The sequence below is a fragment of the Pseudomonas sp. BN515 genome, from assembly GCF_029873155.1.
Classification (GTDB): Bacteria; Pseudomonadota; Gammaproteobacteria; order Pseudomonadales; family Pseudomonadaceae; genus Metapseudomonas.
This window is the reverse complement of sequence record NZ_SSOH01000043.1, coordinates 93,324-117,880: the sequence shown is the minus strand read 5'-3', so window position 1 is coordinate 117,880 and position 24,557 is coordinate 93,324. Positions and strand designations below refer to the sequence as shown.

27 protein-coding genes are annotated in these 24,557 nt (G+C 65.8%); 14 read left to right on the top strand and 13 right to left on the bottom strand.

Annotated features, from left to right (window positions below; genetic code table 11):
* Nucleotides 1-25 precede the first annotated feature (25 nt).
* Together E8E91_RS11735 and E8E91_RS11730 are read right to left on the bottom strand one after the other, a co-directional pair.
* A complete protein-coding gene (locus E8E91_RS11735) occupies nt 26-1,522 on the bottom strand; it encodes a YifB family Mg chelatase-like AAA ATPase (RefSeq protein ID WP_280369967.1) in 1,497 nt (498 codons plus the stop codon).
* Between the two features lie 38 nt (nt 1,523-1,560).
* Nucleotides 1,561-1,824, bottom strand: coding sequence for an accessory factor UbiK family protein (locus E8E91_RS11730; RefSeq protein ID WP_151138346.1), 264 nt, complete (start codon nt 1,822-1,824; stop codon nt 1,561-1,563).
* Nucleotides 1,825-2,238: 414 nt separating this feature from the next.
* Between E8E91_RS11730 and glnK the strand changes: the two genes are divergently transcribed.
* From glnK to sutA, 4 genes are all read left to right on the top strand, one after another.
* The gene (glnK, locus tag E8E91_RS11725) at nt 2,239-2,577 is read left to right on the top strand and encodes a P-II family nitrogen regulator (protein ID WP_003457590.1); all 339 of its coding nucleotides are present in this window, start codon (nt 2,239-2,241) and stop codon (nt 2,575-2,577) included.
* 34 nt (nt 2,578-2,611) lie between these two features.
* Nucleotides 2,612-3,931: an ammonium transporter gene (locus tag E8E91_RS11720; RefSeq protein WP_280375885.1), complete on the top strand. Its 1,320-nt coding sequence runs from the start codon at nt 2,612-2,614 to the stop codon at nt 3,929-3,931.
* A 138-nt stretch (nt 3,932-4,069) separates the two neighbouring features.
* The gene (locus tag E8E91_RS11715; RefSeq protein WP_280375884.1) at nt 4,070-4,495 is read left to right on the top strand and encodes a secondary thiamine-phosphate synthase enzyme YjbQ; all 426 of its coding nucleotides are present in this window, start codon (nt 4,070-4,072) and stop codon (nt 4,493-4,495) included.
* 76 nt (nt 4,496-4,571) lie between these two features.
* Nucleotides 4,572-4,886 (top strand): transcriptional regulator SutA, encoded by a 315-nt coding sequence (gene sutA / locus E8E91_RS11710; protein ID WP_280375883.1) that lies wholly within the window; start codon nt 4,572-4,574, stop codon nt 4,884-4,886.
* 150 nt (nt 4,887-5,036) lie between these two features.
* On the opposite strand, the gene E8E91_RS11705 is transcribed toward sutA, so the two are convergent.
* The 6 genes from E8E91_RS11705 to E8E91_RS11680 are packed head-to-tail and all read right to left on the bottom strand — an operon-like array spanning nt 5,037 to nt 9,602.
* On the bottom strand, nt 5,037-5,741 hold the full coding sequence (locus tag E8E91_RS11705) for an HAD family hydrolase (RefSeq protein WP_280369975.1): 705 nt from the start codon (nt 5,739-5,741) through the stop codon (nt 5,037-5,039).
* Entirely contained in the window at nt 5,738-6,634 is an 897-nt protein-coding gene (gene xerC / locus E8E91_RS11700; RefSeq protein ID WP_280369977.1) for a tyrosine recombinase XerC, read from the bottom strand. Before xerC ends, E8E91_RS11705 begins: the two co-directional genes overlap by 4 nt.
* Before the next feature lie 26 nt (nt 6,635-6,660).
* A complete protein-coding gene (locus tag E8E91_RS11695) occupies nt 6,661-7,362 on the bottom strand; it encodes a DUF484 family protein (protein WP_271469817.1) in 702 nt (233 codons plus the stop codon).
* The gene (gene dapF, locus E8E91_RS11690; protein ID WP_271469816.1) at nt 7,359-8,189 is read right to left on the bottom strand and encodes a diaminopimelate epimerase; all 831 of its coding nucleotides are present in this window, start codon (nt 8,187-8,189) and stop codon (nt 7,359-7,361) included. The genes E8E91_RS11695 and dapF overlap by 4 nt, the downstream gene beginning before the upstream one ends.
* Nucleotides 8,190-8,199: 10 nt before the next feature.
* A complete protein-coding gene (gene lysA / locus E8E91_RS11685; RefSeq protein ID WP_280369983.1) occupies nt 8,200-9,447 on the bottom strand; it encodes a diaminopimelate decarboxylase in 1,248 nt (415 codons plus the stop codon).
* Between the two features lie 14 nt (nt 9,448-9,461).
* Nucleotides 9,462-9,602: a lipoprotein gene (locus E8E91_RS11680; RefSeq protein ID WP_003457568.1), complete on the bottom strand. Its 141-nt coding sequence runs from the start codon at nt 9,600-9,602 to the stop codon at nt 9,462-9,464.
* A gap of 139 nt (nt 9,603-9,741) precedes the next feature.
* On the opposite strand from E8E91_RS11680, the gene E8E91_RS11675 reads away from it, so the two are divergent.
* From E8E91_RS11675 to rnk, 4 genes are all read left to right on the top strand, one after another.
* Nucleotides 9,742-10,788, top strand: coding sequence for an AraC family transcriptional regulator (locus E8E91_RS11675; protein WP_280375881.1), 1,047 nt, complete (start codon nt 9,742-9,744; stop codon nt 10,786-10,788).
* 8 nt (nt 10,789-10,796) lie between these two features.
* Nucleotides 10,797-11,132, top strand: coding sequence for an iron donor protein CyaY (cyaY, locus tag E8E91_RS11670; RefSeq protein ID WP_280370620.1), 336 nt, complete (start codon nt 10,797-10,799; stop codon nt 11,130-11,132).
* Nucleotides 11,113-11,316: a DUF1289 domain-containing protein gene (locus E8E91_RS11665; protein WP_280375880.1), complete on the top strand. Its 204-nt coding sequence runs from the start codon at nt 11,113-11,115 to the stop codon at nt 11,314-11,316. The genes cyaY and E8E91_RS11665 overlap by 20 nt, the downstream gene beginning before the upstream one ends.
* A gap of 141 nt (nt 11,317-11,457) precedes the next feature.
* Entirely contained in the window at nt 11,458-11,865 is a 408-nt protein-coding gene (gene rnk / locus E8E91_RS11660) for a nucleoside diphosphate kinase regulator (RefSeq protein WP_280375878.1), read from the top strand.
* A 229-nt stretch (nt 11,866-12,094) separates the two neighbouring features.
* On the opposite strand, the gene E8E91_RS11655 is transcribed toward rnk, so the two are convergent.
* The 4 genes from E8E91_RS11655 to argH all read right to left on the bottom strand — a co-directional run bounded on the left by E8E91_RS11655 (nt 12,095) and on the right by argH (nt 17,086).
* Nucleotides 12,095-14,932, bottom strand: a complete 2,838-nt coding sequence (locus E8E91_RS11655) for a class I adenylate cyclase (RefSeq protein ID WP_280375877.1) — start codon at nt 14,930-14,932, stop codon at nt 12,095-12,097.
* 101 nt (nt 14,933-15,033) lie between these two features.
* Complete coding sequence (locus E8E91_RS11650; RefSeq protein ID WP_280369992.1) at nt 15,034-15,276, bottom strand: TIGR02647 family protein; 243 nt, start codon at nt 15,274-15,276, stop codon at nt 15,034-15,036.
* Between the two features lie 79 nt (nt 15,277-15,355).
* Nucleotides 15,356-15,634: a hypothetical protein gene (locus E8E91_RS11645; protein WP_190829297.1), complete on the bottom strand. Its 279-nt coding sequence runs from the start codon at nt 15,632-15,634 to the stop codon at nt 15,356-15,358.
* 57 nt (nt 15,635-15,691) lie between these two features.
* Nucleotides 15,692-17,086 (bottom strand): argininosuccinate lyase, encoded by a 1,395-nt coding sequence (gene argH, locus E8E91_RS11640; RefSeq protein WP_280375876.1) that lies wholly within the window; start codon nt 17,084-17,086, stop codon nt 15,692-15,694.
* A 218-nt stretch (nt 17,087-17,304) separates the two neighbouring features.
* On the opposite strand from argH, the gene E8E91_RS11635 reads away from it, so the two are divergent.
* The 6 genes from E8E91_RS11635 to E8E91_RS11610 all read left to right on the top strand — a co-directional run bounded on the left by E8E91_RS11635 (nt 17,305) and on the right by E8E91_RS11610 (nt 23,366).
* Nucleotides 17,305-18,387, top strand: coding sequence for a sensor histidine kinase (locus E8E91_RS11635; protein WP_280369997.1), 1,083 nt, complete (start codon nt 17,305-17,307; stop codon nt 18,385-18,387).
* Nucleotides 18,384-19,130, top strand: a complete 747-nt coding sequence (locus tag E8E91_RS11630) for a LytTR family DNA-binding domain-containing protein (RefSeq protein ID WP_077525576.1) — start codon at nt 18,384-18,386, stop codon at nt 19,128-19,130. The genes E8E91_RS11635 and E8E91_RS11630 overlap by 4 nt, the downstream gene beginning before the upstream one ends.
* 130 nt (nt 19,131-19,260) lie before the next feature.
* Nucleotides 19,261-20,202: a hydroxymethylbilane synthase gene (gene hemC, locus E8E91_RS11625; RefSeq protein ID WP_280375931.1), complete on the top strand. Its 942-nt coding sequence runs from the start codon at nt 19,261-19,263 to the stop codon at nt 20,200-20,202.
* Nucleotides 20,199-20,969, top strand: coding sequence for a uroporphyrinogen-III synthase (locus E8E91_RS11620; RefSeq protein ID WP_280375874.1), 771 nt, complete (start codon nt 20,199-20,201; stop codon nt 20,967-20,969). The genes hemC and E8E91_RS11620 overlap by 4 nt, the downstream gene beginning before the upstream one ends.
* Nucleotides 20,970-20,985: 16 nt before the next feature.
* A complete protein-coding gene (locus E8E91_RS11615; RefSeq protein WP_280375873.1) occupies nt 20,986-22,119 on the top strand; it encodes a uroporphyrinogen-III C-methyltransferase in 1,134 nt (377 codons plus the stop codon).
* Entirely contained in the window at nt 22,116-23,366 is a 1,251-nt protein-coding gene (locus E8E91_RS11610; protein ID WP_280375872.1) for a heme biosynthesis HemY N-terminal domain-containing protein, read from the top strand. Before E8E91_RS11615 ends, E8E91_RS11610 begins: the two co-directional genes overlap by 4 nt.
* 48 nt (nt 23,367-23,414) lie before the next feature.
* Here E8E91_RS11610 and E8E91_RS11605 read toward each other — a convergent pair whose 3' ends face one another.
* Nucleotides 23,415-24,494 (bottom strand): PQQ-dependent sugar dehydrogenase, encoded by a 1,080-nt coding sequence (locus E8E91_RS11605; protein WP_280375871.1) that lies wholly within the window; start codon nt 24,492-24,494, stop codon nt 23,415-23,417.
* Nucleotides 24,495-24,557: the final 63 nt, after the last annotated feature.

Sequence of the window (24,557 nt, the reverse complement as noted above, 5' to 3'; positions counted from 1 at the left end):
TTCCTTGCTGATAGTTTTCAGTGGGTCACGACATTGGCTCCGGGCGGTACTGGAGCGCCTCTCCCAGGTGATGGCGGGAGATGTTTTCAACCTGCTCCAGATCGGCCAGGGTTCGTGCCACCTTGAGGATGCGGTGGGCCGCGCGCAGCGACAGGTTCAGGCGCTCGCAGGCGTCTTCCAGCCAGGCGCGGTCGTCGGCTGCGAGCAGGCAGTGCTGGCGCAGCCCCTTCAGGTCGAGGAAGGCATTGGCACAACCCTGGCGCCGGAGCTGGAGGCGCCGCGCCCGGCTGACGTCGGCGGCGGCCTCCGTGCTACCTGGACCGACACTGGTGGGCGGTTGCAGTGCAGTGGCTTCGCGGGCGACGGTCAGGTGCAGGTCGATGCGGTCGAGCAAGGGGCCGGAAAGCTTGCTGCGATAGCGCTGGATCTGCTCCGGGGTACAGCGGCAGCGGCCACCGGGATCACCAAGATATCCACAGGGGCAGGGGTTCATGGCTGCGACCAGCTGGAAGCGGGCGGGGAAACGCACCTTGTCATGGGCGCGGGCGATGACGATCTCACCGCTCTCCAGCGGCTCGCGCAGGACCTCCAGTACCTTGCGGTCGAATTCGGGGAGTTCGTCGAGGAAGAGCACACCCTGATGCGCCAGCGTGATCTCGCCGGGCTTGGGGCGGCTGCCACCACCTACCAGCGCTGCGCCGGAGGCGCTGTGGTGGGGCTGGCGAAAAGGTCGTTGGGGCCACGCTTGCAGTGGCGCGTGGCTGGCGACCGAATGGATCGCCGCCACTTCCAGGGCTTCCTGTTCTTCCAGTGGCGGCAGCAGGCCGGGCAGGCGGCTGGCAAGCAGCGTCTTGCCGGTGCCGGGCGGGCCACAAAACAAGAGGTTGTGGGAGCCGGCGGCAGCGACCAGCAAGGCGCGTTTGGCGGCCACCTGGCCCTGGACGTCGGCGAGGTCGGGGTAGGGCGGACGTTCTTCCAGCAGGCCCAGGGCCTGATAGGGGGCGAGGGGCGTATGGCCGGCGAAGTGCGCGGTCAGCTCCAGCAGGTGTCCGGCCGCCAGGACCTTGAGGCCGCTGGCGAGGCTGGCCTCCTCGGCGTTCTCCCGGGGCACCACCAGGGTGCGGCCGGCGGCGCGGGCGGCGAGTGCGGCGGGCAGTACGCCCTGTACGGGGCGCAGGGTGCCGGAAAGCGCCAGTTCGCCCAGGCATTCCACCTGTTCCAGGGCGTTGGCCGGCAGTTGGCCGCTGGCGGCGAGCACGCCAAGGGCGATGGCGAGGTCGAAGCGGCCACCGTCTTTTGGCAGGTCAGCTGGCGCGAGGTTGAGTGTGATGCGGCGGGGCGGGAAATCGAAGCCGCTGTTCAGGATCGCGCTACGCACGCGGTCCTTGCTTTCCTTCACGGCGGTTTCCGGAAGCCCTACCAGGGCGAGGGAGGGTAGGCCGTTGGCGAGGTGGGCTTCGACGGTCACGGCAGGGGCTTCGACGCCGACCTGCGCGCGACTGTGGACGATGGCCAGGGACATTGATCACTCCTTGATCGGTCCGCCGGGCCGGAGTGGTGTCACTCCGCCGGCGGCGGGTTCAGCTTGGCTTCCAGTTCCGCGACCTTGGCCTCCAGGGCTTCCAGGCGCGCGCGGGTACGGCCCAACACGACCATCTGGCTGTCGAACTCGTCGCGGCTCACCAGGTCGAGCTTGCCGAAGGCGCTCTGCAGCAGGACCTTGAACTGGGCCTCGACTTCGGCGCGGGGCAGCGGGCTGTCGCTGCTGAACAGGCGCGAGGCGGTGGAAGCAAGGGTATCGAGCAGGGCTTTGGGCGGCAGCATGGCGGACATCCGGAAGTGAATGGGCGGGAGTCTACCACGCTGCTCCTGGGCGTCGGGCCGGCTAAGGCTGGCGCACAATTTTTGAGCAATGGCCTGGGGCGCTGCGCACTGCTTTGGTGCGATACAGGTGGTGAATCGAACCCATCTGACGGGCATTGGGCCAGTATCTTCTTGAAAAAAGGCACTTTCCCAGGAGCTGGCAAGAATTCTGCTTAGAGCAGAGCGACGCATGCACTGATGCAGTTCCGGTGCACCGGGCGAGGCGGGGGAGTGTTTCGCCAGAAGCGGTTGGTTGGTGTCGGAGTCCCGAGCCAGGGCGGGCCGACGCGTTACAAAAGCCAGACACTGCGCTTAGACTTGACCCGGGTTCGTGTTTTTCCTGGGGCAAGTCAACCAAACACGGGAGAGAGTTTCATGAAGCTAGTCACCGCCATCATCAAGCCTTTCAAGCTCGACGACGTGCGCGAGTCGTTGTCTGAGATCGGCGTGCAGGGCATCACTGTCACCGAGGTCAAGGGCTTCGGACGGCAAAAGGGTCACACCGAGTTGTACCGCGGTGCGGAATACGTTGTCGATTTTCTGCCGAAGGTGAAGATCGATGTGGCCATCGCTGACGACCAGCTGGACCGCGTAATCGAGGCCATCACCAAGGCTGCCAACACCGGCAAGATCGGTGACGGCAAGATTTTCGTAGTCAATCTGGAACAGGCCATCCGTATCCGTACCGGCGAAACCGGCACAGACGCGATCTAAGCCTCCGAACCCCAACGCCCCAGGAGAAAACAACATGACTCTGCGTAAAGCCGCAGGGCTAGGAGCCCTTTTGTCCCTCGTTACCCCCGGCCTGGCCATGGCCGCCGACGAGGTTGTGCTGAACAGTGGTGACACGGCGTGGATGATCGTCGCCACTGCCTTGGTGCTGTTCATGACCATTCCCGGCCTGGCGCTGTTCTACGGCGGCATGGTGCGCTCCAAGAACATCCTCTCGGTGATGATGCAGTGCTTCGCCATCACTGGCCTGATCAGCATCCTCTGGGTGGTATACGGCTACAGCCTGGCCTTCGACACCACCGGCATGGAGCAGGGGGTGATCAACTTCAATTCCTTCGTGGGCGGCCTGTCCAAGGCATTCCTCAGCGGTCTGAACACCAGCAGCCTGGTGTACGCGATCCCTGAAAGCGTGTTCATCACCTTCCAGATGACCTTCGCCATCATCACCCCGGCGCTGATCGTCGGTGCCTTCGCCGAGCGCATGAAATTCTCCGCCATGCTGATCTTCATGGCCGTCTGGTTCACCCTGGTCTATGCCCCGATCGCCCACATGGTGTGGAGCGGCAACGGTGGCCTGATGTGGGATTGGGGCGTGCTGGACTTCGCCGGCGGCACCGTGGTGCACATCAACGCCGGTGTCGCTGGCCTCGTGGCCTGCCTGGTGCTGGGCAAGCGCAAGGGCTACCCGACCACCCCGATGGCTCCGCACAACCTGGGCTACACCCTGATGGGCGCCGCCATGCTGTGGATCGGCTGGTTCGGCTTCAACGCCGGCTCTGCCGTGGCCGCCAACGGCACCGCCGGCATGGCCATGCTGGTCACCCAGATCGCCACCGCCGCTGCCGCCCTGGGCTGGATGTTCGCCGAGTGGCTGACCCACGGTAAGCCGAGCGCCCTGGGCATCGCCTCCGGCGTGGTCGCCGGCCTGGTCGCCATCACTCCGGCCGCCGGTACCGTCGGCCCGATGGGCGCCCTGATCATCGGCCTGGTTGCCGGCGTGATCTGCTACTTCTGCGCCACCAGCCTGAAGCGCAAGATGGGCTACGACGACTCCCTGGACGCCTTCGGCGTGCACGGCATCGGCGGCATCATCGGTGCCCTGCTGACCGGTGTGTTCGCGGCGCCCGCCCTGGGTGGTTTCGGCACCGTGGAAGACATCGGCGCCCAGCTGCTCACCCAGTTCGAAGGCGTGGCCTTCACCGTGGTCTACACCGGCGTCGTGACCTTCGTGATCCTGAAGGTGCTGGACGTGGTCATGGGGCTGCGCGTCAACGAAGAGGAAGAGACCGTCGGCCTCGACCTGGCTCAGCACAACGAGCGCGGCTACAACCTCTGATCCCGATGATTTCCCCGTTCGGCAGTTGCCGGCGGGGAAGTTTGCAGCACTGCCGAAAAGGGCGCCGAAAGGCGCCCTTTGCTTTTTCATCGACCGCGCTAGAATGCCGCCCGTACGAGCCGAGACAGGTATTTGCGGATGTGGCAGCAGACCCTGATCACCTTGCGCCCGAGGCCGCGTGGCTTCCACCTGGTCACTGAGGAAATCCTCGCGGCATTGCCGGAACTGCGGCGTTATCGCGTCGGTCTGTTGCACCTCTGGCTGCAGCACACGTCGGCGTCACTGACGGTGAACGAGAACGCCGACCCTGCGGTACGCCGAGACTTCGAGCGATTCTTCAATCGACTGGTGCCCCAGGGTGAAAGCGGCTATGAACATGACTACGAAGGGCCGGACGATCTGCCCGCGCACTTCAAGGGCAGCCTGCTCGGCTGCCAGCTGAGTCTTCCCGTACGGGACGGACAACTGGCAATGGGCACCTGGCAGGGTGTCTACCTGGGCGAGCACCGTGATCAAGGCGGTGCGCGCCGGGTGTTGGCGACCTTGCAAGGCGAGGCGTCCTGAATTTTTTCCGGCAGCGTTAGAAAGCTGGCGCAGCTGGGCTATAACTAACCTGCTTTGGCAAGGCATGAGGTAGAACATGAGCGACGAAGAACTGGAACAAGACGAGCTGGAAGCGGCCGACGAGGACGACGGCGAGGAGCTGGCTGCAGCCGATGAAGGCGAAAGCGACGACGATGGCGAGGCCCCTGCCCCCTCCGGGAAGAAGGCCAAGGCTGCGGTCGAAGTCGAAGAGATGCCCAGCATCGAAGCCAAGCAGAAAGAGCGTGATGCCCTGGCCAAGGCCATGGAAGAATTCCTGGCCCGTGGTGGCAAGGTGCAGGAGGTCGAACCCAACGTGGTTGCCGACCCGCCGAAGAAGCCGGACAGCAAGTACGGCAGCCGCCCCATCTGAGGTCGGCACCCGTCGAAAGGCCCGCCATTGGCGGGCTTTTTCATGGGCGAGGGAAAAGCGGCGTGACGAGCGGGACGAAGCCGACCTTGCAGGGGGCGCCGTGCGTACCGGCAATAAACTGCGGCGTTGCGGGCGGAACGGCTTCTACCCTCAGTGCCACCTGGCCCAGCGCGCCAGTACCTCGGGCAGCTCCCGCAGACTGGTGATTTCGGCATCGGGCAACTGTTCGCCGCTCCATTCCTTGCCCAGCGGGTTGAACCAGATGGCGCGCAGGCCGGCTCGGCGAGCGCCTTCGATGTCATCCGCCGGATGGTCGCCGATGTGCACGGCTTCCCCGGCGCTGACGCCGCCGCGCTTCAGCGCTTCGAGGAAAGGCACCGGGTCGGGTTTGCCGATGCCCAGTTCCTCGGCGCAGAGGGCGAACTTGAAGTAGTCGGCCAGACCCAGGCGGCGCACGTCGGCGTTGCCATTGGTGATCACGCCCAGGCTATAGCGGATCGCGAGGCGCTCCAGGGTGGGCACGGTATCGGGGAAGAAAGTGATGCGGTGGCGTGCCTGGAGCATGGCCTGGAAGGCACCTTCGGCCAGGTCGACGGCGTCGTCAGCGGAGTAGCCGACACCCTCCAGGGCGCGGCGCAAGGTGCGGCGACGCAATTCGCTGAGGCGGTGCTTGAGGCTCGGCTCCGCAGCGAGGATCTCGCCGCGAATGGCCCAGAGGTGTTCCACCGGCAGGGTGCCCAGCGCGGGGGTGTGTTCCATCAGCCAGTCGCGCATGGCAGTTTCGGCGCCTTCGATCACCGGCCGGTTGTCCCAGAGGGTGTCGTCCAGGTCGAAAGTGATCAGCTGGATACTCATTCGTCTGCTCCCCTTCGCTTCGCCCTTGGGTGGGCCTGGTCGTAGACCGAGGCAAGGTGCTGGAAGTCCAGGTGGGTGTAGATCTGGGTTGTGGAAATGTCGGCGTGGCCGAGCAGTTCCTGTACGGCTCGCAGGTCCTGGGATGACTCCAGCATATGACTGGCGAAGGAATGCCGCAGCATGTGCGGATGCAAATGCTGGCCCAGTTCACGAACGCCGGCCTCGCGCACTCGCAGCTGAACGGCACGAGGCGTCAGGCGGCGGCCCTGTCGGCTGATGAATACCGCGCGGTCGCCCGGATTCGCTGCCGCGCGCAAGGGCAGCCACTCTTCCATGGCCTCACGGGCCTTGCTGCCCACCGGCAGCTCGCGGGTCTTGTTGCCCTTGCCGCGTACCCGCACGAGGCCCGCGGAAAGGTCCAGGCCGTCGAGGTCCAGTCCCACCAGCTCGGACAGGCGCAGGCCGGAGGAATAGAAGAGTTCCAGCATGGCCTGGTCGCGGCGGGCGATGAAATCGTCTTCCACGCCACCGTCCAGCAACTGCTGGGCTCGGTCGGCGTCGAGGGCGCGTGGCAGTCGGCGGGCGCCCTTGGGCGCGGCCAGGCCATTGGCCGGGTCGTGACGGCAACGGCCTTCGCGGATCAGGTACTGGTAGAGGCCGCGCACGGCCGACAGCAGGCGTGCGAGGCTGCGGCTGGACAGGCCGTCCTGGTGCAGCCGGGCGACGAAGCTGCGCAGGCTGCGGACGTCCAGGTCGTTCCAGTCGGCGATGCCGTACTTCTCGCACAGCGCGCGCACCTTGAGCAGGTCGCGGTGGTAGCCGTCCAGGGTATGGGCCGACACCTGGCGCTCGCTGCGCAGGTGACTCAGGTAGGCGTCCAGGTCGGCATTCATGGGACTTCCTTGGAATGCGCTGCGGCTTATCTCACCGAACGCAGGGGTGTCGCGAAGCGCGGCAGTACTCGGGCCAGGACTTCGGCGATGTAGCCGAGGAACAGGGTGCCGAGGGAGCTCTTGTAGTGCTGCGGGTCCGGGCTGCCGATGGCGAGTACGCCGTGCAAGCCCTGGTGGCTCAGGCTGACCACGGCCGCCGAGCCGACCTGGTCGCGCTCCTGCGCGCCGAACAGGAACTCCAGCTCATGGCCGCGCAGCACGCCACAGATGGTCTTGCCGCCGGCCAGCAGGCCGCCGATGCTCTGATGCGCTTCGGCGACAGTGACGCTACGCCCAACCGGCAGGGTGTTTTCGCTGAATAGAATGAGGCTGACGAAGGGCACCTGGAACTCGTGACGCAGGCTGTCTTCCACCGCGCCCACCACTTCTTCGAGGCTGGAGGCGTCGAGCAGGTCGAGCACCAGGCGACGGGTCTTGTCGAACAGCCGATCGTTTTCCCGCGCTACGTCCATCAGCTGCGAAAGACGATGGCGCATCTCGATGTTGCGCTCGCGGAGCAGCTTCACCTGACGTTCCACCAGGGACACGGCGTCGCCGGGCTGGTGGGGGATGCGCATCTCGGGAATCAGCTCTTCATGCTGGACGAAGAACTCCGGATGGAGGCGAAGGTAAGCGGCCACCGTCTCGGAGTCGAGGTGCTGCGGGGGTTCCTGGTGCTGGTCGGTCATAGGCGAACCTGTCCTTCGAATACGCGGACGGCGGGTCCGGTCATCATAACGGGCTGACCCGGGCCGGCCCACTCGATGGAGAGGCGGCCACCCGGCAGTTCGAGTTGTACCGGGGAGTCCATCCAGCCTTGGCGGATCGCGGCGACTGCTGCGGCGCAGGCACCGGTGCCGCAGGCCTGGGTTTCCCCGGCGCCACGTTCCCAGACGCGCAGTTTCGCCTGCTTGCGGTCGACGATCTGCAGGAAGCCCACGTTCACCCGCTGCGGGAAGCGCGGATGGTGCTCCAGCTTCGGCCCGAGGCTGTGTACCGGGGCACTGGCGACGTCATCAACGCGCAGCACGGCATGGGGGTTGCCCATGGAAATGGCTGCAAGTTCGACGGTCTGCCCGTCCACTTCCACCAGGTAGTTCAGGGCTTCGGCGTCGGCGACGAAGGGAATCTGCTGTGGGACCAGGCGTGGCGGTCCCATGTCCACGGTCACCTGCCCATCCGGGCGGACATCCAGTTCGATGATGCCGCTCTTGGTTTCGACGCGGATGCGCTTCTTCACCGTCAGGCGCTTGTCGATGACGAAGCGGGCGAAGCAGCGCGCGCCGTTGCCGCACTGCTCCACTTCCGAACCATCGGAGTTGAAGATGCGGTAGCGGAAGTCGACGTCCGGGTTGGTCGGTGCTTCGACGATCAGCAGCTGGTCGAAACCGATGCCCGTGTGGCGGTCGCCCCACTGCTTGGCGTGCTTGGGCTGGATATGGGCGTGCTGGCTGACCAGGTCGAGGACCATGAAGTCGTTGCCGAGGCCGTGCATCTTGGTGAAGCGCAATAGCATGGATGCGCCCTCACTGCGGCAGCAGGCTTTCGCCGGCGTAAAGGTCTTCGATCGTTTCGCGGCGGCGCACCTCGAAGGCTTGCTCGCCATCCACCAGCACCTCGGCGGCGCGGCCGCGGGTGTTGTAGTTGGAGCTCATCACGAAACCGTAGGCGCCGGCGGAGCGAATCGCCAGCAGATCGCCCTCGGCGAGCACGAGATTGCGCTCGCGGGCGAGGAAGTCGCCTGTCTCGCAGATCGGGCCAACCAGGTCGTAGGTGCGCTCGGCGCCGCTGTGCGGTTGCACCGGCACCACGTCCATCCAGGCCTCGTAGAGCGCCGGACGGATAAGGTCATTCATGGCCGCGTCGATCACGGCGAAATCCTTTTGTTCTGTGTGCTTGAGGTATTCGACCTGGGTCAGCAGCACGCCGGCATTGGCGACGATGGAGCGACCGGGCTCGAACAGCAGCTCCAGGTTGCGCCCCTTGATGCGCTGGCGCACGGCCTGGATGTACTCGCCGGGAAGCGGCGGCTGCTCGTCGCGGTAGCGCACGCCAAGGCCACCGCCGAGGTCCAGGTGGCGAATCTTGATGCCGCGCTCGTTCAGGCGGTCGATCAGGGCCAGCAGGCGGTCGAGGGCATCGAGGAAGGGCTCCAGGCTGGTGAGCTGGGAACCGATGTGGCAGTCGACGCCGATCACATCGAGGTTCGGCAGGCTGGCGGCCTGGACATAGACGGCTTCAGCTTCGTCGATGGAAATGCCGAACTTGTTTTCCTTCAGGCCGGTGGCGATGTACGGATGGGTGCCGGCATCCACGTCCGGGTTGACCCGCAGGGACACCGGCGCCTTCATCTCCATGGCCGCAGCCACGTTCTGCAGGCGTTCCAGTTCATTGCGCGACTCGACGTTGAAGCAGTGCACGCCGGCTTCCAGGGCGCGGCGCATGTCGTCGCGGCTCTTGCCGACACCGGAGAAGACGATGCGCGAGGCGTCGCCGCCTGCGGCCAGCACGCGCTCCAGCTCACCGCTGGAAACGATGTCGAAACCTGCACCCAGGCGGGCCAGCAGGTTCAGCACGCCAAGGTTGGAATTGGCCTTGACCGCGTAGCAGACCATGCCCGCATTGCCGGCCAGGGCATCGGCATAAGCCTTGTAGCCGGCCTCGATGGCTGCGCGGGAATAGACATAGGTGGGCGTGCCGAAGCGAGCGGCGATATCGGACAGCGCTACGCCTTCCGCGAACAGCTCGCCGTCGCGGTACGTGAAAGCGTCCATGACTGCTCCCCCGATCAGCGGATGTACACGTCTTTCTGGTGTTCTTTCGCTGCTTTCTCGTCGTCAGGCATGTAGAGCGGGCCTTTCTGGCCGCAGCCGGCCAGCAGGCAGGCGACGGCGAGCAGCGCGACGAAGGGGGCGTGGAGTCGCTTCATGACGGAATCCTTGCAGAAAACGTGAATTGTTCCGGAGTATACCGACCCCCCGACGCCTTGCCTATTCAGTGAAATTCCCGTCCGGCGTGGCCTGCGGGCCTGTGCGGAGCTAGCATTGGCGGCTTGAAAAGGAGCTCTCATGGACAACGCCGCAACCCTCGCCGGCTCGGTCTCGGTCGCCTATCTGCAAGGCCTGGTGGAGCGCATCGAACAGTTCGGTGTGGCCCCTGCCGAGCTGCTTGGCCATGTCCAGCTGACCCCCGCGATTCTCACCCAGCGCGACCAGCGCATCGCTGCCAGTGCCTATCTCGAGCTACTGGGTCATGCCGCGCGGTTGTCCGGCGATCCTTACCTCGGCCTGCACCTGGGCGAAGCGGTGCGCCCAGGCCACTACGGTGTGCTGGGTTTCCTGCTGATGAGCTGCGCGACCCTGGCCGACGCCCTGCATCGCCAGGCGCGCTATGCGGCGCTGGTGGGCAACCTGGGCCGCGTCGAACTGGCTGACGAGCCGCCCCGCGAAGGCCTGGAGCCCCAGGTGGCGCACAGTTGGGAATCCATGTTGCCGCAGCAGCGTGCCCTGCTGGCGGAAGAAACCCTTTCCGGTTGGGTGACCTTCGGCCGCTGGATCACCGGGTTGGACATTCCGCCCACCGAGGTGCGCTTCCAGCATCCGGCGCCAGCGGACACCACGGAGTACCAGCGGATATTCCGTTGCCCGGTGCTGTTCGGTCAGACGGACAACGCGCTGGTCTTCCCCAGGCGCCTGCTGGCCACGCCCCTCGGTCAGGCCGATGCCGATGTCCGCCGGCTGTTCGACGACTACGCCGAGCGCCTGCTCGGCGAGCTGCGCCAGGGCCACAGCGTGCTGGATCGTGCCCGCGAGCTGCTGGCTGCGCAGTTGTCCGCCGAAGGGCCGGACCTGGAGCGCCTGGCCGAGGCCCTGGGGCTGAGCCCGCGTACCTTGCAGCGCCGTCTGCGCGAGGCCGGGTTATCCTTCAGCCAGTTGGTGGACGAGACGCGCCAGCAACTGGTGCTGCACTATTTGCGCGACCCCGCCCTCGAGTTGGCCGATATCGCCTTCCTGGTCGGATTCAGCGAGCCCGGCTCCCTGGGCCGCGCCTTTCGCCGCTGGACCGGACAGAGCCTGGGTGACTACCGTCGCCCTTCACCCCCATTAATGCCCTGAGGTAGACCCTGATGAGTTTGAGCGAAGCCCAGTTCCACGATCTGGTGGACGAAGTCCAGGAGCGCGTGGAAGACGTGTTCGACGACAGCGACCTGGACCTGGACCTGGAAAACAGCGGCGGCGTCCTGACCGTGCGCTTCGAGAACGGCAGCCAACTGATCTTCAGCCGCCAGGAGCCGCTGCGCCAGCTCTGGGTGGCGGCGCGTTCGGGGGGATTCCACTTCGACTACGACAAGGCCAGCGGTCGCTGGATCTGCGACAGCAGCGAAGAGCCCCTGGGCGAGCTGCTCAACCGCGTGACCCGCGAGCAGGCGGGCGAAGACATTGAGTTCGACGAACTCTGACAGCGCGCCCCCGGCACGCTACCCGTCGCCATGCATCCGACGCTGTTGTCTGGACGACAGCGACGTGTGCGTCGGTTGTGGCCGTACCCTGGCGGAAATCTGCGAGTGGAACGGGGCCAGCGACCTGCGGCGCCGCGAAATCTGCGCCTCCGCCCAGCAAAGACGGCGGCCCGCGCCGGGCTGACCGGGCGGTCTTGCCAATTGCAGGCGGCCTGACGTACTGTCGGGCTTCCGGACAAGTTGCCCGGCCAGACAGAATCTGAAACCCCGCCTTCGGGCGGGGTTTTGCTTTTTTCGTAACCTGCAAAGGAGTCGCGCGTTCGCCATGAACACCCACCCGTCCATCACCATTACCCGTCTCGACCTGCAACGCCTGGAGCGCCTGCTCGACAGCCTGGAGGAGTTCGGCCCCGCCGCCGAGGCGCTGGAACGCGAGCTGGCTCGCGCCCAGGTGGTTGGCCACGAGGAGGTTCCGCCGGGCGTCGTCACCATGAATTCCCGTGTGCATTGCCGTGAGGAAAGCAGTGGCAAGGACTACCACCTGACCCTGGTCTACCCGGAAGACGTGGGTGGCGAAGGCAAGGTATCCATCCTCGCTCCGGTGGGCAGCGCACTGCTCGGCCTGTCCGTCGGTCAGCACATCGACTGGCCGGTGCCCGGCGGCAAGACCCTCAAGCTGACGCTGCTGGCCGTCGAGTACCAGCCCGAAGCAGCTGGCGAATACGCGCGCTGATTCAGCTTCTGATGTTTGTTCGGGCTGTAGGGGCGATTTCAATCGCCAAGCGGACCGCAGGTTCGCCCTCTGTGGTTCACATGGGGGCAGCTTCGCCGCCCTTGGCGAATGAATTCGCCCCTACAGCGCAAGCCCAGCAGCTGAGTCCAGCCCGTTGGGCTTCGTGGCCTCAGCCGCAACCTACGGCAGGACGTCGTCCTGCATCGCGAATGAATTCGCTCCTGCTGATTCAACCGTCGCGCAATGCGCGGTTCAGCCTTTCTTCCAGTTCAACCTTGTAGCGCAGGTAGTGCACGGTCTGTGCCTGGCCCCGGCCCGCCACCCGCGACAGGTCGAGGTCGGTGATGTAGCAGGGGTAGCGTTCCGGCACGCGGCGCTGGGCGAGGATGTGCCGGGCCACGGCGGCGAACAGGCCCGCACCGTATTCCAGCTCGGAGAACTCGCGGTGGTTGCAGTAGAGGGTCACATGCACCTGTCCCTGCTCGGCTGGCTCGACGATGGCCTGTACGTCATAGAAGGGATGGCTGACCGCTGCTGACGGCGCCGCTCGGCGTTCCAGCTGGCGCCCCTGGCGCACCACCTCGTAATATAAGATTTCCGGCGACGGCACGGCCACGGGGTTGTCCAGTGGCAGCAGGGCATTGCGCCGGTAGAGCAGCGACTGCAGGAAACGGTGCAGCGGGGTCAGCAGGCTCTGTTCATCGCGGAACGGCAGGCGCTGGCGCCACAGGGCGTTGTGCTCGTCCAGCAGGCTGATTTCGGCGACCTCGCCGATCTGGCGATAGAACACCTGGATGCAATTCGGCCGGCCCAGGGGGAGGATCACCGCCAGGTCCTGCTCCTCCAGCGCATGCCGGTCCAGCTGCAATGGGCTGTAGCCCGGCAGGTCGCGGCCGAGGTGTTCCACCAGGGCCGGCAGATCGTTGAGGCTCGCGTGGCTGACCTGGCCTGGTTCCAGTTGCAGCACGTGGAAGCGCTGCTGCACCTGCAGCAGGAAGCGCGGCACTCCGGCAGCGCCGAGCAACTCCTGGGCGTCATCGAACAGCTCCTGCACCCGCTGGCTAATGGCCTGGGCGCGGTTGCGGCAGAAGCAGCGCACCCGCAGGCCGGGCCGTTCGCCGCTGGCAGGCAGGCTGTTGAGGTAGTCGCGCAGGCAGGCGAGCAGGGCATCCGGGCCGTCGTAGCGACTGACCAGCAGCTCGTTCCAGCTGTTCAGGATGACCTGATCGATGGTCACCACCAGGTTCTCGCGCACCCCGGAGTAGCCCAGGGCGTCGGTACGTTCGGTGGTCATGTGGAGGTTCTTCTGGCTGTGCTGCTTCAGCGGGTCGACCCCGACATTCACCAGCAGCAGCACTTCCGACGGCACTCCCGCGCGCAACAGGGCGTTTTCATCCACCTGCCCCAGTGGCTGGGGGAACGTCTGCTGCAGGCTGGTCAGCAGGTTGGACAGCTCCTGTTCGGTCAGGTCGCTGGTGCCCGGATGCAGGGAAAGGCGGGTGCCGGCATCGATCACGCCGTTGCGGTGGCACCAGGCGAGCAGGGGAATCAGTTCGCGGCTGCGCTTGAGCGGCGCGAAGTCCCGCCACTCGAGGGTATTCAGGCTGCCGGAGAACAGCGCCCATTGGGTCTCGCCCCCGGCGTCCGGGCTGGGGCACTGCACCAGGGTCAGGGTGTCTTCGGCGATGTCAGGGGCGATCCCCGGGTTGATGAACTCGACCTTGCCCGCCTTGCGTTCGAAGGCGGCGTAGAGGCGCCGTCCGAGCACGCCCAGATCGCGACTGCTGAGGGTGCCGCTGGCCTGTTCGGTACGGGCGAACTGGGACAGGAAGCGATAGCTGTAGGTGAGTTCGTTGACCAGCGCGCGACGCTCGGCCAGCACCTGGCGCACCTTCCATTGGCTGCGGCTGTCCAGCATCGCCAGTTGCCGAGGCTGCCAGTGCCACTCGGCAGTCAGACGCTCCAGCAACAACCGCTGCCAGCTCTTGCTGCGGTTGCGCGGCGGCCGGCTGAGCTTCTTGTTCACCTTGAGGTAAAGGCAGCGGCGAATCAGTTCCAGCCGCTCGGTCTCGTTGCGCTCACGCAGGTACTCCTCCAGGCGGCGGTAAACCACCATGTAAGGGTCCAGCTCATCCAGGTCCAGGCGGTTGGCGTAGACCGCTTCCTTGAAGCGCAACGACAGGCAGGCCACTCGCGGGTGCTCGCTGGCGTAGACCTCGGTGAGCAGCAGCTTGAGTACGGACTTGTAGGGAGACTCGATGCCCTTGTACAGCTGCCACATGCTGGCGCCGATGAACTCGCCTGGGGGAATGTGCGCCAGGTGGCCAAGGTCGAGGACTTCCTCGGCACGGATGAAACGCTTTGACAGTAGCGTGCTGGTGTATTCGGCGTAGCGTGCTTCCTCGTACACCGGCACCAGCCACCAGAGCGGGGTGCGCCCGGCGAGCCAGATGGCGGTGCGATAGAACTCGTCCAGCAGCAGGTAGTGCTGGGTGGTGCCGCAGTCGTCGGAGGTCAGCCGTGTTTCGCGGTCGCCCTGGGTGAAGCGCGCCGGGTCGATCAGGAAGAAGTGCGCCTCGGCACCCTGGCCGGCCGCCCACTGTTCCAGGGCCGTGCATTTGCGCTGCAGCTCGGCGATGGCGGCGGCATCCAGTTCCGGGGCGTGGCAGACCCAGATGTCCATGTCGCTCTGTTCGGCCTGGGCGATGGTGCCCAGGCTGCCCATCAGGAACAGGCCGTGGATGGGCGTCGGCTGCGGACCGCGTCGCGCCTTGTAGGCGAAGGAGCGGGTCAGCCGCTGGGCTTCGGCCAGCAGGTCGTCATCAGGCTCGAAGGCGGAGAGCCCGGCGGGCGTGGTGCCGGATACGTAGCCGGGAAGCAGCGGGTGATTGACGTGGAACAGCAACGGCAACAGCTTCAGGACCAACTGCTGGCGGGTGGACAGGGCCTGCATGGCACGATCCAGGCGGCCGTCATTGATCTTGAGGAAGCGGGCGCGCAGCTGCGCGAGGACCTTGCGGTCGATACCGTCGTCGATGTCCGGGCGGATTTCCTGGGTGCGCGTCATGCTCTGTTCTTGTCCCGATGCTGGAGGCTCGCCGGCGGCCTTCACCGCCGGCAGGCATCCGCATTGTATCGCCCGTTATGTTGCCGACTTGAGCGGCAGTGTCAGGCGGGCTGGGGCACGAGGATGGTGCGCAGCGCCTGGACGTGTTCGGCTGCGTCCAGTCCGAGGCTGGTCAGGTAGCCGCCGTCGGGCTGGGTGATCAGGCCTTTCTGGTGCAATCGCATCACTGCGGCCTGGGCTTTGGGGTTGGCGTTGTTGTGAACCTTCAGGCCTTCCTGGGAGTTGTCCAGGTTGAACAGGGCCAGCAGTTCGAATTCCGCAATGAGTTCGGGGGTGAAGACCATGGTCGCTCCTAGTTCTTGTTGTACTGCAAAGGCCGGCGATGGCCGGCCGGAATCTGGAGTCTGTGGAGTGTAGGCGAGGTCAGGCCTGATCTTCGGGCAGGTCAGGCAGTGCCCGCAAGGCCCTTTCGTACCATTCGGTGTCAAAGGGGCGGTCCGCCGCGAGCATGGCGTCGATTTCGTGGGCCAGGACCAGGGCCATCAGCTGGAGGATTTCCTCGCGCTCATAACCCACCAGGGTCAGCTTGTTGAAGGTGGCGCGAGCGGCAGGCGGTTCGCCGGCCTCGATCTGGTTCTCGATGGCCTGGGTCAGGGTGGCCTCGGCGAAGGCCTCTTCACCGTCATCAATGTCGTCGGTCATGGCGATGTCCTGTCGTCGGGGGAAACCGGGCGGCGTGGGTCGCCGCCCGGAGAGCGGTCAGCGGGTGGCCAGCAGGTCCTTGCCACGCTGAACGGCGGCGCGGACCTGGTTCGGCGCGGTGCCACCGATGTGGTCACGGGCGTTGACCGAACCTTCCAGGGTCAGCACGGCGAAGACGTCGTCGCCGATCTGGTCGCTGAACTGGCGCAGTTCGTCGAGGCTCATTTCGGCCAGGTCCTTGCCGGTGTCCACGCCGTACTTCACCGCGTGGCCGACGATCTCGTGGCAGTCACGGAAGGGCAGGCCCTTGCGCACCAGGTAGTCGGCCAGGTCGGTGGCGGTGGAGAAGCCGCGACGGGCCGCTTCGCGCATGATTTCGCGCTTGGGCTTGATCGCCGGAACCATGTCGGCGAAGGCGCGCAGGCTGTCGCGAAGGGTATCGGCGGCGTCGAACAGCGGTTCCTTGTCTTCCTGGTTGTCCTTGTTATAGGCCAGCGGCTGGCCCTTCATCAGGGTCAGCAGGCCGGTGAGGGCGCCGAACACCCGGCCGGACTTGCCGCGTACCAGCTCAGGCACGTCGGGGTTCTTCTTCTGCGGCATGATCGAGGAGCCGGTGCAGAAGCGGTCCGGCAGGTCGATGAACTGGAACTGGGCGCTGGTCCAGAGCACCAGCTCTTCGGAGAAGCGCGACAGGTGCATCATCGCCAGGGAGGCCGCGGCGCAGAATTCGATGGCGAAGTCACGGTCGGACACGCCGTCCAGGGAGTTGCCGCCAACGGCGTCGAAGCCGAGCAGCTGGCAGGTGATTTCGCGCTGGATCGGGTAGGTGGTGCCGGCCAGGGCGGCCGAACCCAGCGGCATGCGGTTGACCCGCTTGCGGCAATCCACCAGGCGCTCGTGGTCGCGGCTGAGCATCTCGAACCAGGCCAGCAGGTGGTGGCCGAAGGTCACAGGTTGGGCGGTCTGCAGGTGGGTGAAGCCGGGCATGATGGTGCCGGCTTCCGCTTCGGCGAGGCCCAGCAGGCCCTGCTGCAGGCGGGTGATTTCGCCGAGGATGGTGTCGATTTCGTCGCGCAGCCACAGGCGGATGTCAGTGGCGACCTGGTCGTTGCGCGAACGGCCGGTGTGCAGCTTCTTGCCGGTGACGCCGATGCGGTCGGTCAGGCGCGCTTCGATGTTCATGTGCACGTCTTCCAGGTCCACGCGCCAGTCGAAGCTGCCGGCCTCGATCTCGCCCTGGATCTGCTTCAGGCCGTCGATGATGGCGTCGCGCTCGGCGTCGCTGAGCACGCCGACCTGTGCCAGCATGGTGGCATGGGCGATCGAGCCCATGATGTCGTGGCGGTACAGGCGCTTGTCGAAGTCTACGGACGCGGTGAAACGGGCGACGAAGGCGTCGACGGGCTCGCTGAAGCGGCCACCCCAGGACTGGTTGGTCTTGTCGGTGCTCATGGGTTCACTCGGTGCGGAAGGTGAAAGAAAGCCGATGGGCCGGAAAATACCGTCGATAATAACAGTGTTGCCGGAAAAACCGGCGCGGCCTGTCCGGTCGGGGGTTGGGCAGATTGCCGCTGCCTTCACGGAATTTCCGTGGGTTTGATGGTTCAGTACAGGCTTTTGCCCGGCGACCCCGGCTGGTCGCTCGCCGGGCCATTGGGGATATGTCCGGGATGCCAAAGCGCCTGAAAAAGAAAGCGCGTTCCAAAACCGCCAACGACGATTTCTTCCTGCCGGAGTTGTGCCTGCCCGAGGCTTTGCTCGGACTGGTGCTGCTGGCCGAACTGCTGGTACTGGTGCTGGTGCTGGCCGAGCCCATGCTGCCCAGTTTCAACTGGGTGCGCCTGGCTCTGACCTCCCTTTTCGTGCAGTGGATCGTCCTGCTGTCGGCGGCGGTGTTGTGCCAGCTCAGACCGTTGCTGGCGCGCATGCGGGCGGCCCTCGCCGGAAGCCTGTGCTGCGCCCTGGTGGTGGGCCTGACCCTGGCCGGCACTGCGGTGGCCGACTACTTCGATCTCGGCGGACCGCTGCCGCGCAATGGCGAGGTCAACCTTTACCTGCGCCATGGACTGATCAGCCTGATCATGTCCGCGCTGCTGCTGCGCTACTTCTATCTGCAGAGCCAGTGGCGCAAGCAGCAGCAGGCCGAGCTCAAGGCACGCATCGAATCCCTGCAGGCGCGCATCCGCCCGCACTTCCTGTTCAACAGCCTGAACAGCATCGCGAGTCTGGTGGTGATCGATCCAGACAAGGCCGAGCAGGCCGTACTCGACCTCTCCGACATATTCCGTGCCAGCCTGGCCAAGCCCGGCACCCTGGTCGACTGGGGCGAGGAAGTGGAATTGGCGAAACGATATCTCTCGATCGAGCAATATCGTCTCGGAGACCGGCTACAGTTGGATTGGCAGGTGAATGAAGTACCGGACGATCTACCCATCCCCCAATTGACGCTGCAGCCGTTGCTGGAGAATGCCCTGATTCATGGCATCCAGCCGCGCATCGAAGGGGGGCTGGTAAAGATCGAAGCGGATTATCGCGATGGCATGTTCCGCCTCTGCGTAAGCAACCCTTACGAAGAGGTCCAGGGGCAGTCGCCATCGCGTGGAACCCAGCAGGCTCTACGCAATATCGACGCGCGCCTGACGGCACTTTTCGGGCCGCGGGCAAGTCTCAGCGTGGAGCGCCGTGACGGCCGCCACTTCACCTGTCTACGCTATCCTTGTGCGAGACTCACGCAGGAAGCCCGTGCGATATGAATGTCCTGATCGTCGACGATGAACCCCTAGCCCGCGAGCGCCTCAGCCGACTGGTCGGCGACCTCGAGGGGTACCGAGTACTGGAGCCTGCCGCCAGCAATGGCGAGGAGGCGCTCACCTTGATCGACAGCCTCAAGCCGGATGTCGTTCTGCTCGACATTCGAATGCCAGGCCTGGACGGGTTGCAGGTGGCCGCCAAGCTCTGTGAACGCGAAGCGCCGCCAGCGGTGATCTTCTGCACGGCCCACGACGAATTCGCCCTGGAGGCCTTTCAGGTCAGTGCCGTGGGCTACCTGGTCAAACCCGTGCGCTCCGAGTCCCTGGCGGAGGCGCTGAAGAAGGCCGAGCGACCCAACCGTGTGCAACTCGCTGCGCTGACCCGTCCTGCTGCGGTCAGCGGGAGCGGTCCCCGAAGTCACATCAGCGCCCGAACCCGGAAAGGCATCGAGCTGATCCCCCTGGATCAGGTGATCTTCTTCATTGCCGACCACAAGTACGTGACCCTGCGCCATGAGCATGGCGAGGTGCTGCTGGATGAGCCCCTCAAGGCGCTGGAAGACGAGTTCGGCGACCGTTTCGTGCGCATCCACCGCAACGCCCTGGTGGCCCGCGAGCGAATCGAGCGGCTGCAGCGCACTCCGTTGGGCCACTTCCAGCTCTACCTCAAGGGTATGAACGGTGAGGCCCTGACCGTCAGCCGCCGCCATGTGGCCGGTGTGCGGAAACTGATGAACAACCTGTAGCGGGCCGTCAGTCGGCTCGTTCCGTTTCGGCTGCGTTTCTTCGACAAACCGTGTCGCTGCGCGACATCCCCCCGCGCCCTGGCAGTGCGCGGGCCTGTTATGATTCCGGGCATTACCGTTTCCGGAAATGATCATGTCCCGCGAGATCCGCATCGCCACCCGCAAGAGTGCCCTGGCCCTGTGGCAGGCCGAATACGTCAAAGCCCGTCTTGAAGAAGCGCACCCTGGCATCAAGGTCAGCCTGGTGCCCATGGTGAGCAAGGGCGACAAGCTGCTCGACGCGCCGCTGGCGAAGATCGGTGGCAAGGGCCTGTTCGTGAAGGAGCTGGAAACCGCCCTGCTGGAGAACGAGGCCGACATCGCCGTGCACTCCATGAAGGACGTGCCCATGGACTTCCCCGAAGGTCTCGGCCTGTATTGCATCTGCGAGCGTGAAGACCCGCGCGATGCCTTCGTCTCCAATCGCTTCGACAGCCTCGACGCCCTGCCTGCCGGCAGCGTGGTTGGCACCTCCAGCCTGCGTCGCCAGGCCCAGCTCCTGGCCCGTCGGCCGGATCTGAAGATCCAGTTCCTGCGTGGCAACGTGAATACCCGTCTGGCCAAGCTGGATGCCGGTGAGTACGACGCCATCATCCTCGCCGCCGCCGGCCTGATCCGCCTGGGCTTCGAGGACCGCATCCGTTCCTCCATCAGCGTCGAGGACAGCCTGCCGGCCGGTGGCCAGGGTGCCGTGGGCATCGAGTGCCGCACCGCGGACAGCGAAATCCACGCCCTGTTGGCGCCCCTGCATCACCAGGCGACTGCCCTGCGCGTCACCGCCGAGCGCGCCTTGAACAAGCACCTGAATGGTGGTTGCCAGGTGCCCATCGCCTGCTACGCGATCCTCGAAGGCGACCAGCTCTGGCTGCGCGGCCTGGTCGGTGAGCCCAACGGCGGCAAGCTGCTGCGTGCCGAGGCCCGTGCCGCCTCTGCCGATGCCGAAGCGCTGGGCGTGAAGGTCGCCGATGAGCTGCTGGAACAGGGCGCCGGTGACATCCTCAAGGCCGTCTACGGCGAGGCCGGTCACCCGTGACGGGTTGGCGGTTGCTGCTGACGCGTCCCGCCGAGGAGTGCGAAGCCCTGGCCGCGACCCTGGCCGAGCAGCAGGTGTTCAGCAGCAGCCTGCCGTTGCTGGCCATCGAACCCATCGAGGAAACGCCCGAGCAGCGTGGCGTCATCCTTGAACTCGATCGCTACTGCGCGGTGGTGGTGGTCAGCAAGCCGGCGGCGCGTCTCGGCCTTGAGTTGCTTGATCGCTACTGGCCGCAACCGCCTGCCGATCAGCGCTGGTTCAGCGTTGGCGCGGCCACCGGTGCCCTGCTCGAAGCGTACGGCCTGCCGACGGCCTGGCCAGCGGACGGTGACGATAGCGAGGCCTTGCTGACGCTGCCGCAACTGGCCGAAGCGCTTTCCGTGCCCAACCCCAGGCTGCTGATCATGCGTGGCGAGGGTGGCCGAGAATTCCTCGCCGAGCGCTTGCGCGGCCAAGGCGTCGCGGTCGACTATCTGGAACTCTATCGGCGCTGCCTGCCGGACTACCCGGCCGGCACCCTGGCGCGCCGCGTCGAGTCGGAACGCCTGAATGGTCTGGTGGTCAGCAGTGGTCAGGGCCTGGAGAACCTCCAGCGCCTGGCGGGCGACGCCTGGTCCGAGTTGGCTCGCCTGACCCTGTTCGTACCCAGCCCGCGTGTGGCCGAGCAGGCCGCAGAGGCGGGCGTGAAGAATGTTGTGGATTGTCGTGGCGCCAGTGCCGCGGCCTTGCTGGCGGCGCTCAGGCAGTATCCGGCGCCGGCCCACTGATGCGAAGGATGGATACGTGAGCGAAGCAGAAGCCCCGAACCAAGAGCAACACACCGTAGCCGCCGAACCCGTAACCCCTGCCAGTGCCGCGCCTGCTCCTCGGGGCAATGGCCTGGCGCTGTTCGCCCTGCTGCTGGGCGCCGCCGGCATCGCCGTGGGCGGCTGGGGTCTCTGGCAGGTGCGAACCCTGGAAAGCCGCGACCAGCAACAACTGAGCATGGTCGAGGATGCCCGTGGCCAGACCCGCGCCCTGGCCCAGCGCGAACAACAACTCACCCAACGCCTGGAAGAACTGCCCAGCGCTGCCGAACTGGACGAGCGTCGCCGTCTGCTGGTGGACCTGCAGGGCGATCAGCAACAGCTGCGCCAGCGCCTGGAAACCATCCTCGGCGCCAGCCGCAAGGACTGGCGCCTGGCCGAGGCGGAGCACCTGCTGCGCCTGGCCAGCCTGCGGCTCTCCGCGCTGCAGGATATCCACAGTGCGACCGCCCTGGTGCAGGCCGCCGATGACATCCTTCGCGAGCAGGATGATCCCGGCGCCTATGCCGCTCGCGAGCAACTGGCGAAGAGCCTTGCCGCCCTGCGCAGCACCGAGCAGCCGGATCGTACCGGCCTGTTCCTCCAGCTCGGCGCGCTGCGTGAGCAGGCGGCGCAGCTCAATCCGCTGGTGCCGTCCTTCGAGGACAAAGGCGGTGTGCTGATGGACATGGCCGCCGAAGGCGACGGTGGCAGCGCCTGGGCCGAGTGGCTGGAGAAACTCTCGCACTACTTCCGCATCCAGCTGGACGCCAGCCAGGACATCAAGCCGCTGTTGGCCGGGCAGAGCCTGTCCCAGGTCCGCCTCGCCCTGTCGCTGGCCCTGGAGCAGGCGCAATGGGGTGCGCTGCACGGGCAGACCCAGGTCTATCAGCAGTCCCTGCGCCAGGCCCGTGAAGTACTGAACGGCCACTTCAACGAAGAGAATCCGGATAGCCGCGCGCTGCTCGCCCGCCTCGACGAACTTGCCGGTCAGCCGGTGGAGGTCCAGGCGCCTGATCTCGCGCCGGCACTGAGCGCCCTGCAGGCCTACCTGCAGCGCACTCCGGGCGCGGCAGCTGAGGAATCCGAGGCGCCGGCCGCCGCCGAGCCGGCCAAGGAGGCCGGCCAATGAAACGCCTGCTCAAGGTCCTGCTGATCCTCGCGGTAATCGGTGCCGCAGCCACCCTCATCGGCATGGCCGTCGCCCAGCACAAGGGCTACGTGCTCGTGGCCTACAAGGGCTTCCGCTACGAGTCCACCCTCTGGGCGACCCTGGCGCTGCTGGCGGCCCTCTGGCTGTTGTTCATCGTCCTGCGCTACCTGCTACGGCTGGTGGCGGTGTCCGGCGGCGTGGTCAATCCCTGGTCGCGGCGCAATGCCCGGCGTCGCGCGAGGCTGGCCTCCGAACAGGGGCTGCTGGATCTCGCCGAAGGCCGCTGGGCTCGCGCGCTGCGCCACCTCAAACGCGCTGCCGAGGGTGATCCGCAGCCGCTGATCTATTACCTGGGTGCGGCCCGTGCTGCGCAGAAGATCGGCCAGATCGAAGAGGCCGAGCAACTGTTGGAACGTGCCCTGGAGCGTCAGCCTCAGGCCGAGTTGGCTATCGCCCTGGCCCATGCCGAGTTGCAACTGGACCGCGGCGATTCGGTAGCCGCGCTGGAAACCCTCAAGGCCGTGCACGAGCGTCATCCGCGTCACCATCAGGTGCTGCGTCAATTGCTCCATGTGCATGAGGTGCGGGGCGACTGGGCAGCTCTGGTTGGCCTGCTGCCGACCTTGCGCAAGGAGAAGGCCCTGCCGGAGGGCCAACTGGCTGAACTCGAGTTGCGCGTCTGGAGCGCCCGCTTGCATCAGGCCGGCGAAGAAGGGCTGAACGAAGGCGAAACCGCCCTGCAGCCCCTGACTCGCGCCTGGCAGCAGCTGTCGTCAGCCCAGCGCAATGAGCCTCGCCTGGTGCTGGCTTTTGCCGAACAACTGCGCCGCCTAGGTGCCGAGGAAGAAGCCGAGGAGTCCGTACGTGGCGCCATCAAGCGCGGCTACGATGAAGCACTGGTGCGTTTCTACGGCCTGCTGCGTGGTCGCGACCCGGCCCGCCAACTGCAGACGGCCGAGGGCTGGTTGAAGGAGCATGCCGGTGACAGTGCGCTGTTGCTCACCCTTGGCCGCCTGTGCCTGCGCAATCGCCTCTGGGGCAAGGCGCGGGAGTACTTCGAGAGCAGCCTGAGCTTCCGTCGTGACCCTGAAACCTGTGCCGAACTCGCCCGTCTGCTGGCGCAGATGGGGGAAGTGGAGCGCAGCAACCAGCTGTTCCAGGAAGGCCTCGGTCTGCTCGACCAGCGTCTGCCGGCCTTGCCCTTGCCGGCAGAGAAAATCGCCTGATGCAGAAAGGCCCGGGAAGTCCCGGGCCTTTTTCGTTGCACTGCGGGGTCACTTCCCTACGTAGTCGATGCGGTAGACAGCCCCGGCGTAGTCATCGCTCACCAGCAGCGCGCCGTCTGGGGTCACCAGCACGTCCGCCGGACGTCCCCAGACATCGCCATCTTCGAGCCAGCCCTCGGCGAACACGCTTTGGCGTTTCAGGCTGCCGTCCGGGTTGAGCTCGACTCGCTTGATCCGGTAGCCGATCTTCTCGCTGCGGTTCCACGAGCCGTGCTCGGCGATGAACAGGTTGTTGCGGTATTCCGCGGGGAATTGTTCACCGGTGTAGAAGCGCACTCCGAGCGGCGCCACATGCGGCCCCAGCTTCACCACGGGTGCGACGAATTCGCTGCAGGGACGCTTGGAGAATGTCGGGTCGGCTACATCGTCGGCATGACAGTAGGGAAAGCCGAAATGCTGACCGACTTTTTCCAGGCGATTCAGCTCGCAGTCGGGCACGTCGTCGCCCATCAGGTCGCGACCGTTGTCGGTGAACCAGAGCTCGCCTGTCTGCGGGTGCCAGTCGAATCCCACTGTATTGCGCACGCCGCGCGCCACCAGCTCCCTGCCGCTGCCATCGGCGTTCATGCGGTGGATGGCGGCATAGATGTCGGGGTCTTCCGCGCAGGCGTTGCAAGGTGCTCCTATCGGCACGTAGAGCTTGCCGTCGGGACCGAAGGCGATGAACTTCCAGCCGTGATGGGTTTCTCGTGGCAGGTCGGCATACACCACCTCGGGCTTGGGTGGAGAATCCAGTCGCGACTCTATGTCGTGCAGGCGCAGGATTCGACTGACCGCGGAGACGTAAAGGTCGCCTCCCTTGTAGGCCACGCCAACTGGAAGCTGTAGGCCGCTGGCGATGGTGCGAACCTTGCCGCTGGTGGGGGCCAGTGCATAGACGGCGCCTGCCGCGTTGCTGCCGACGAAGAGCGTACCGCGCTCACCCCAGGTCATTTCCCGGGCATCGGGCACCTGGTCGCTTACCAGCGTGATGCGAAACCCCTCGGGCAACCGGATACGCTCCAGGGGCAACGCGGCGTTGGCTACTCCGGACAGCAGGAGCAGGGCAAGCATGAGTAGCCGACACATGGCGGTGTTCTCCGGATAGGCAACCTCATCCAGCCTAGTCGGTCGCCTTGAAAGCCCAAGGCG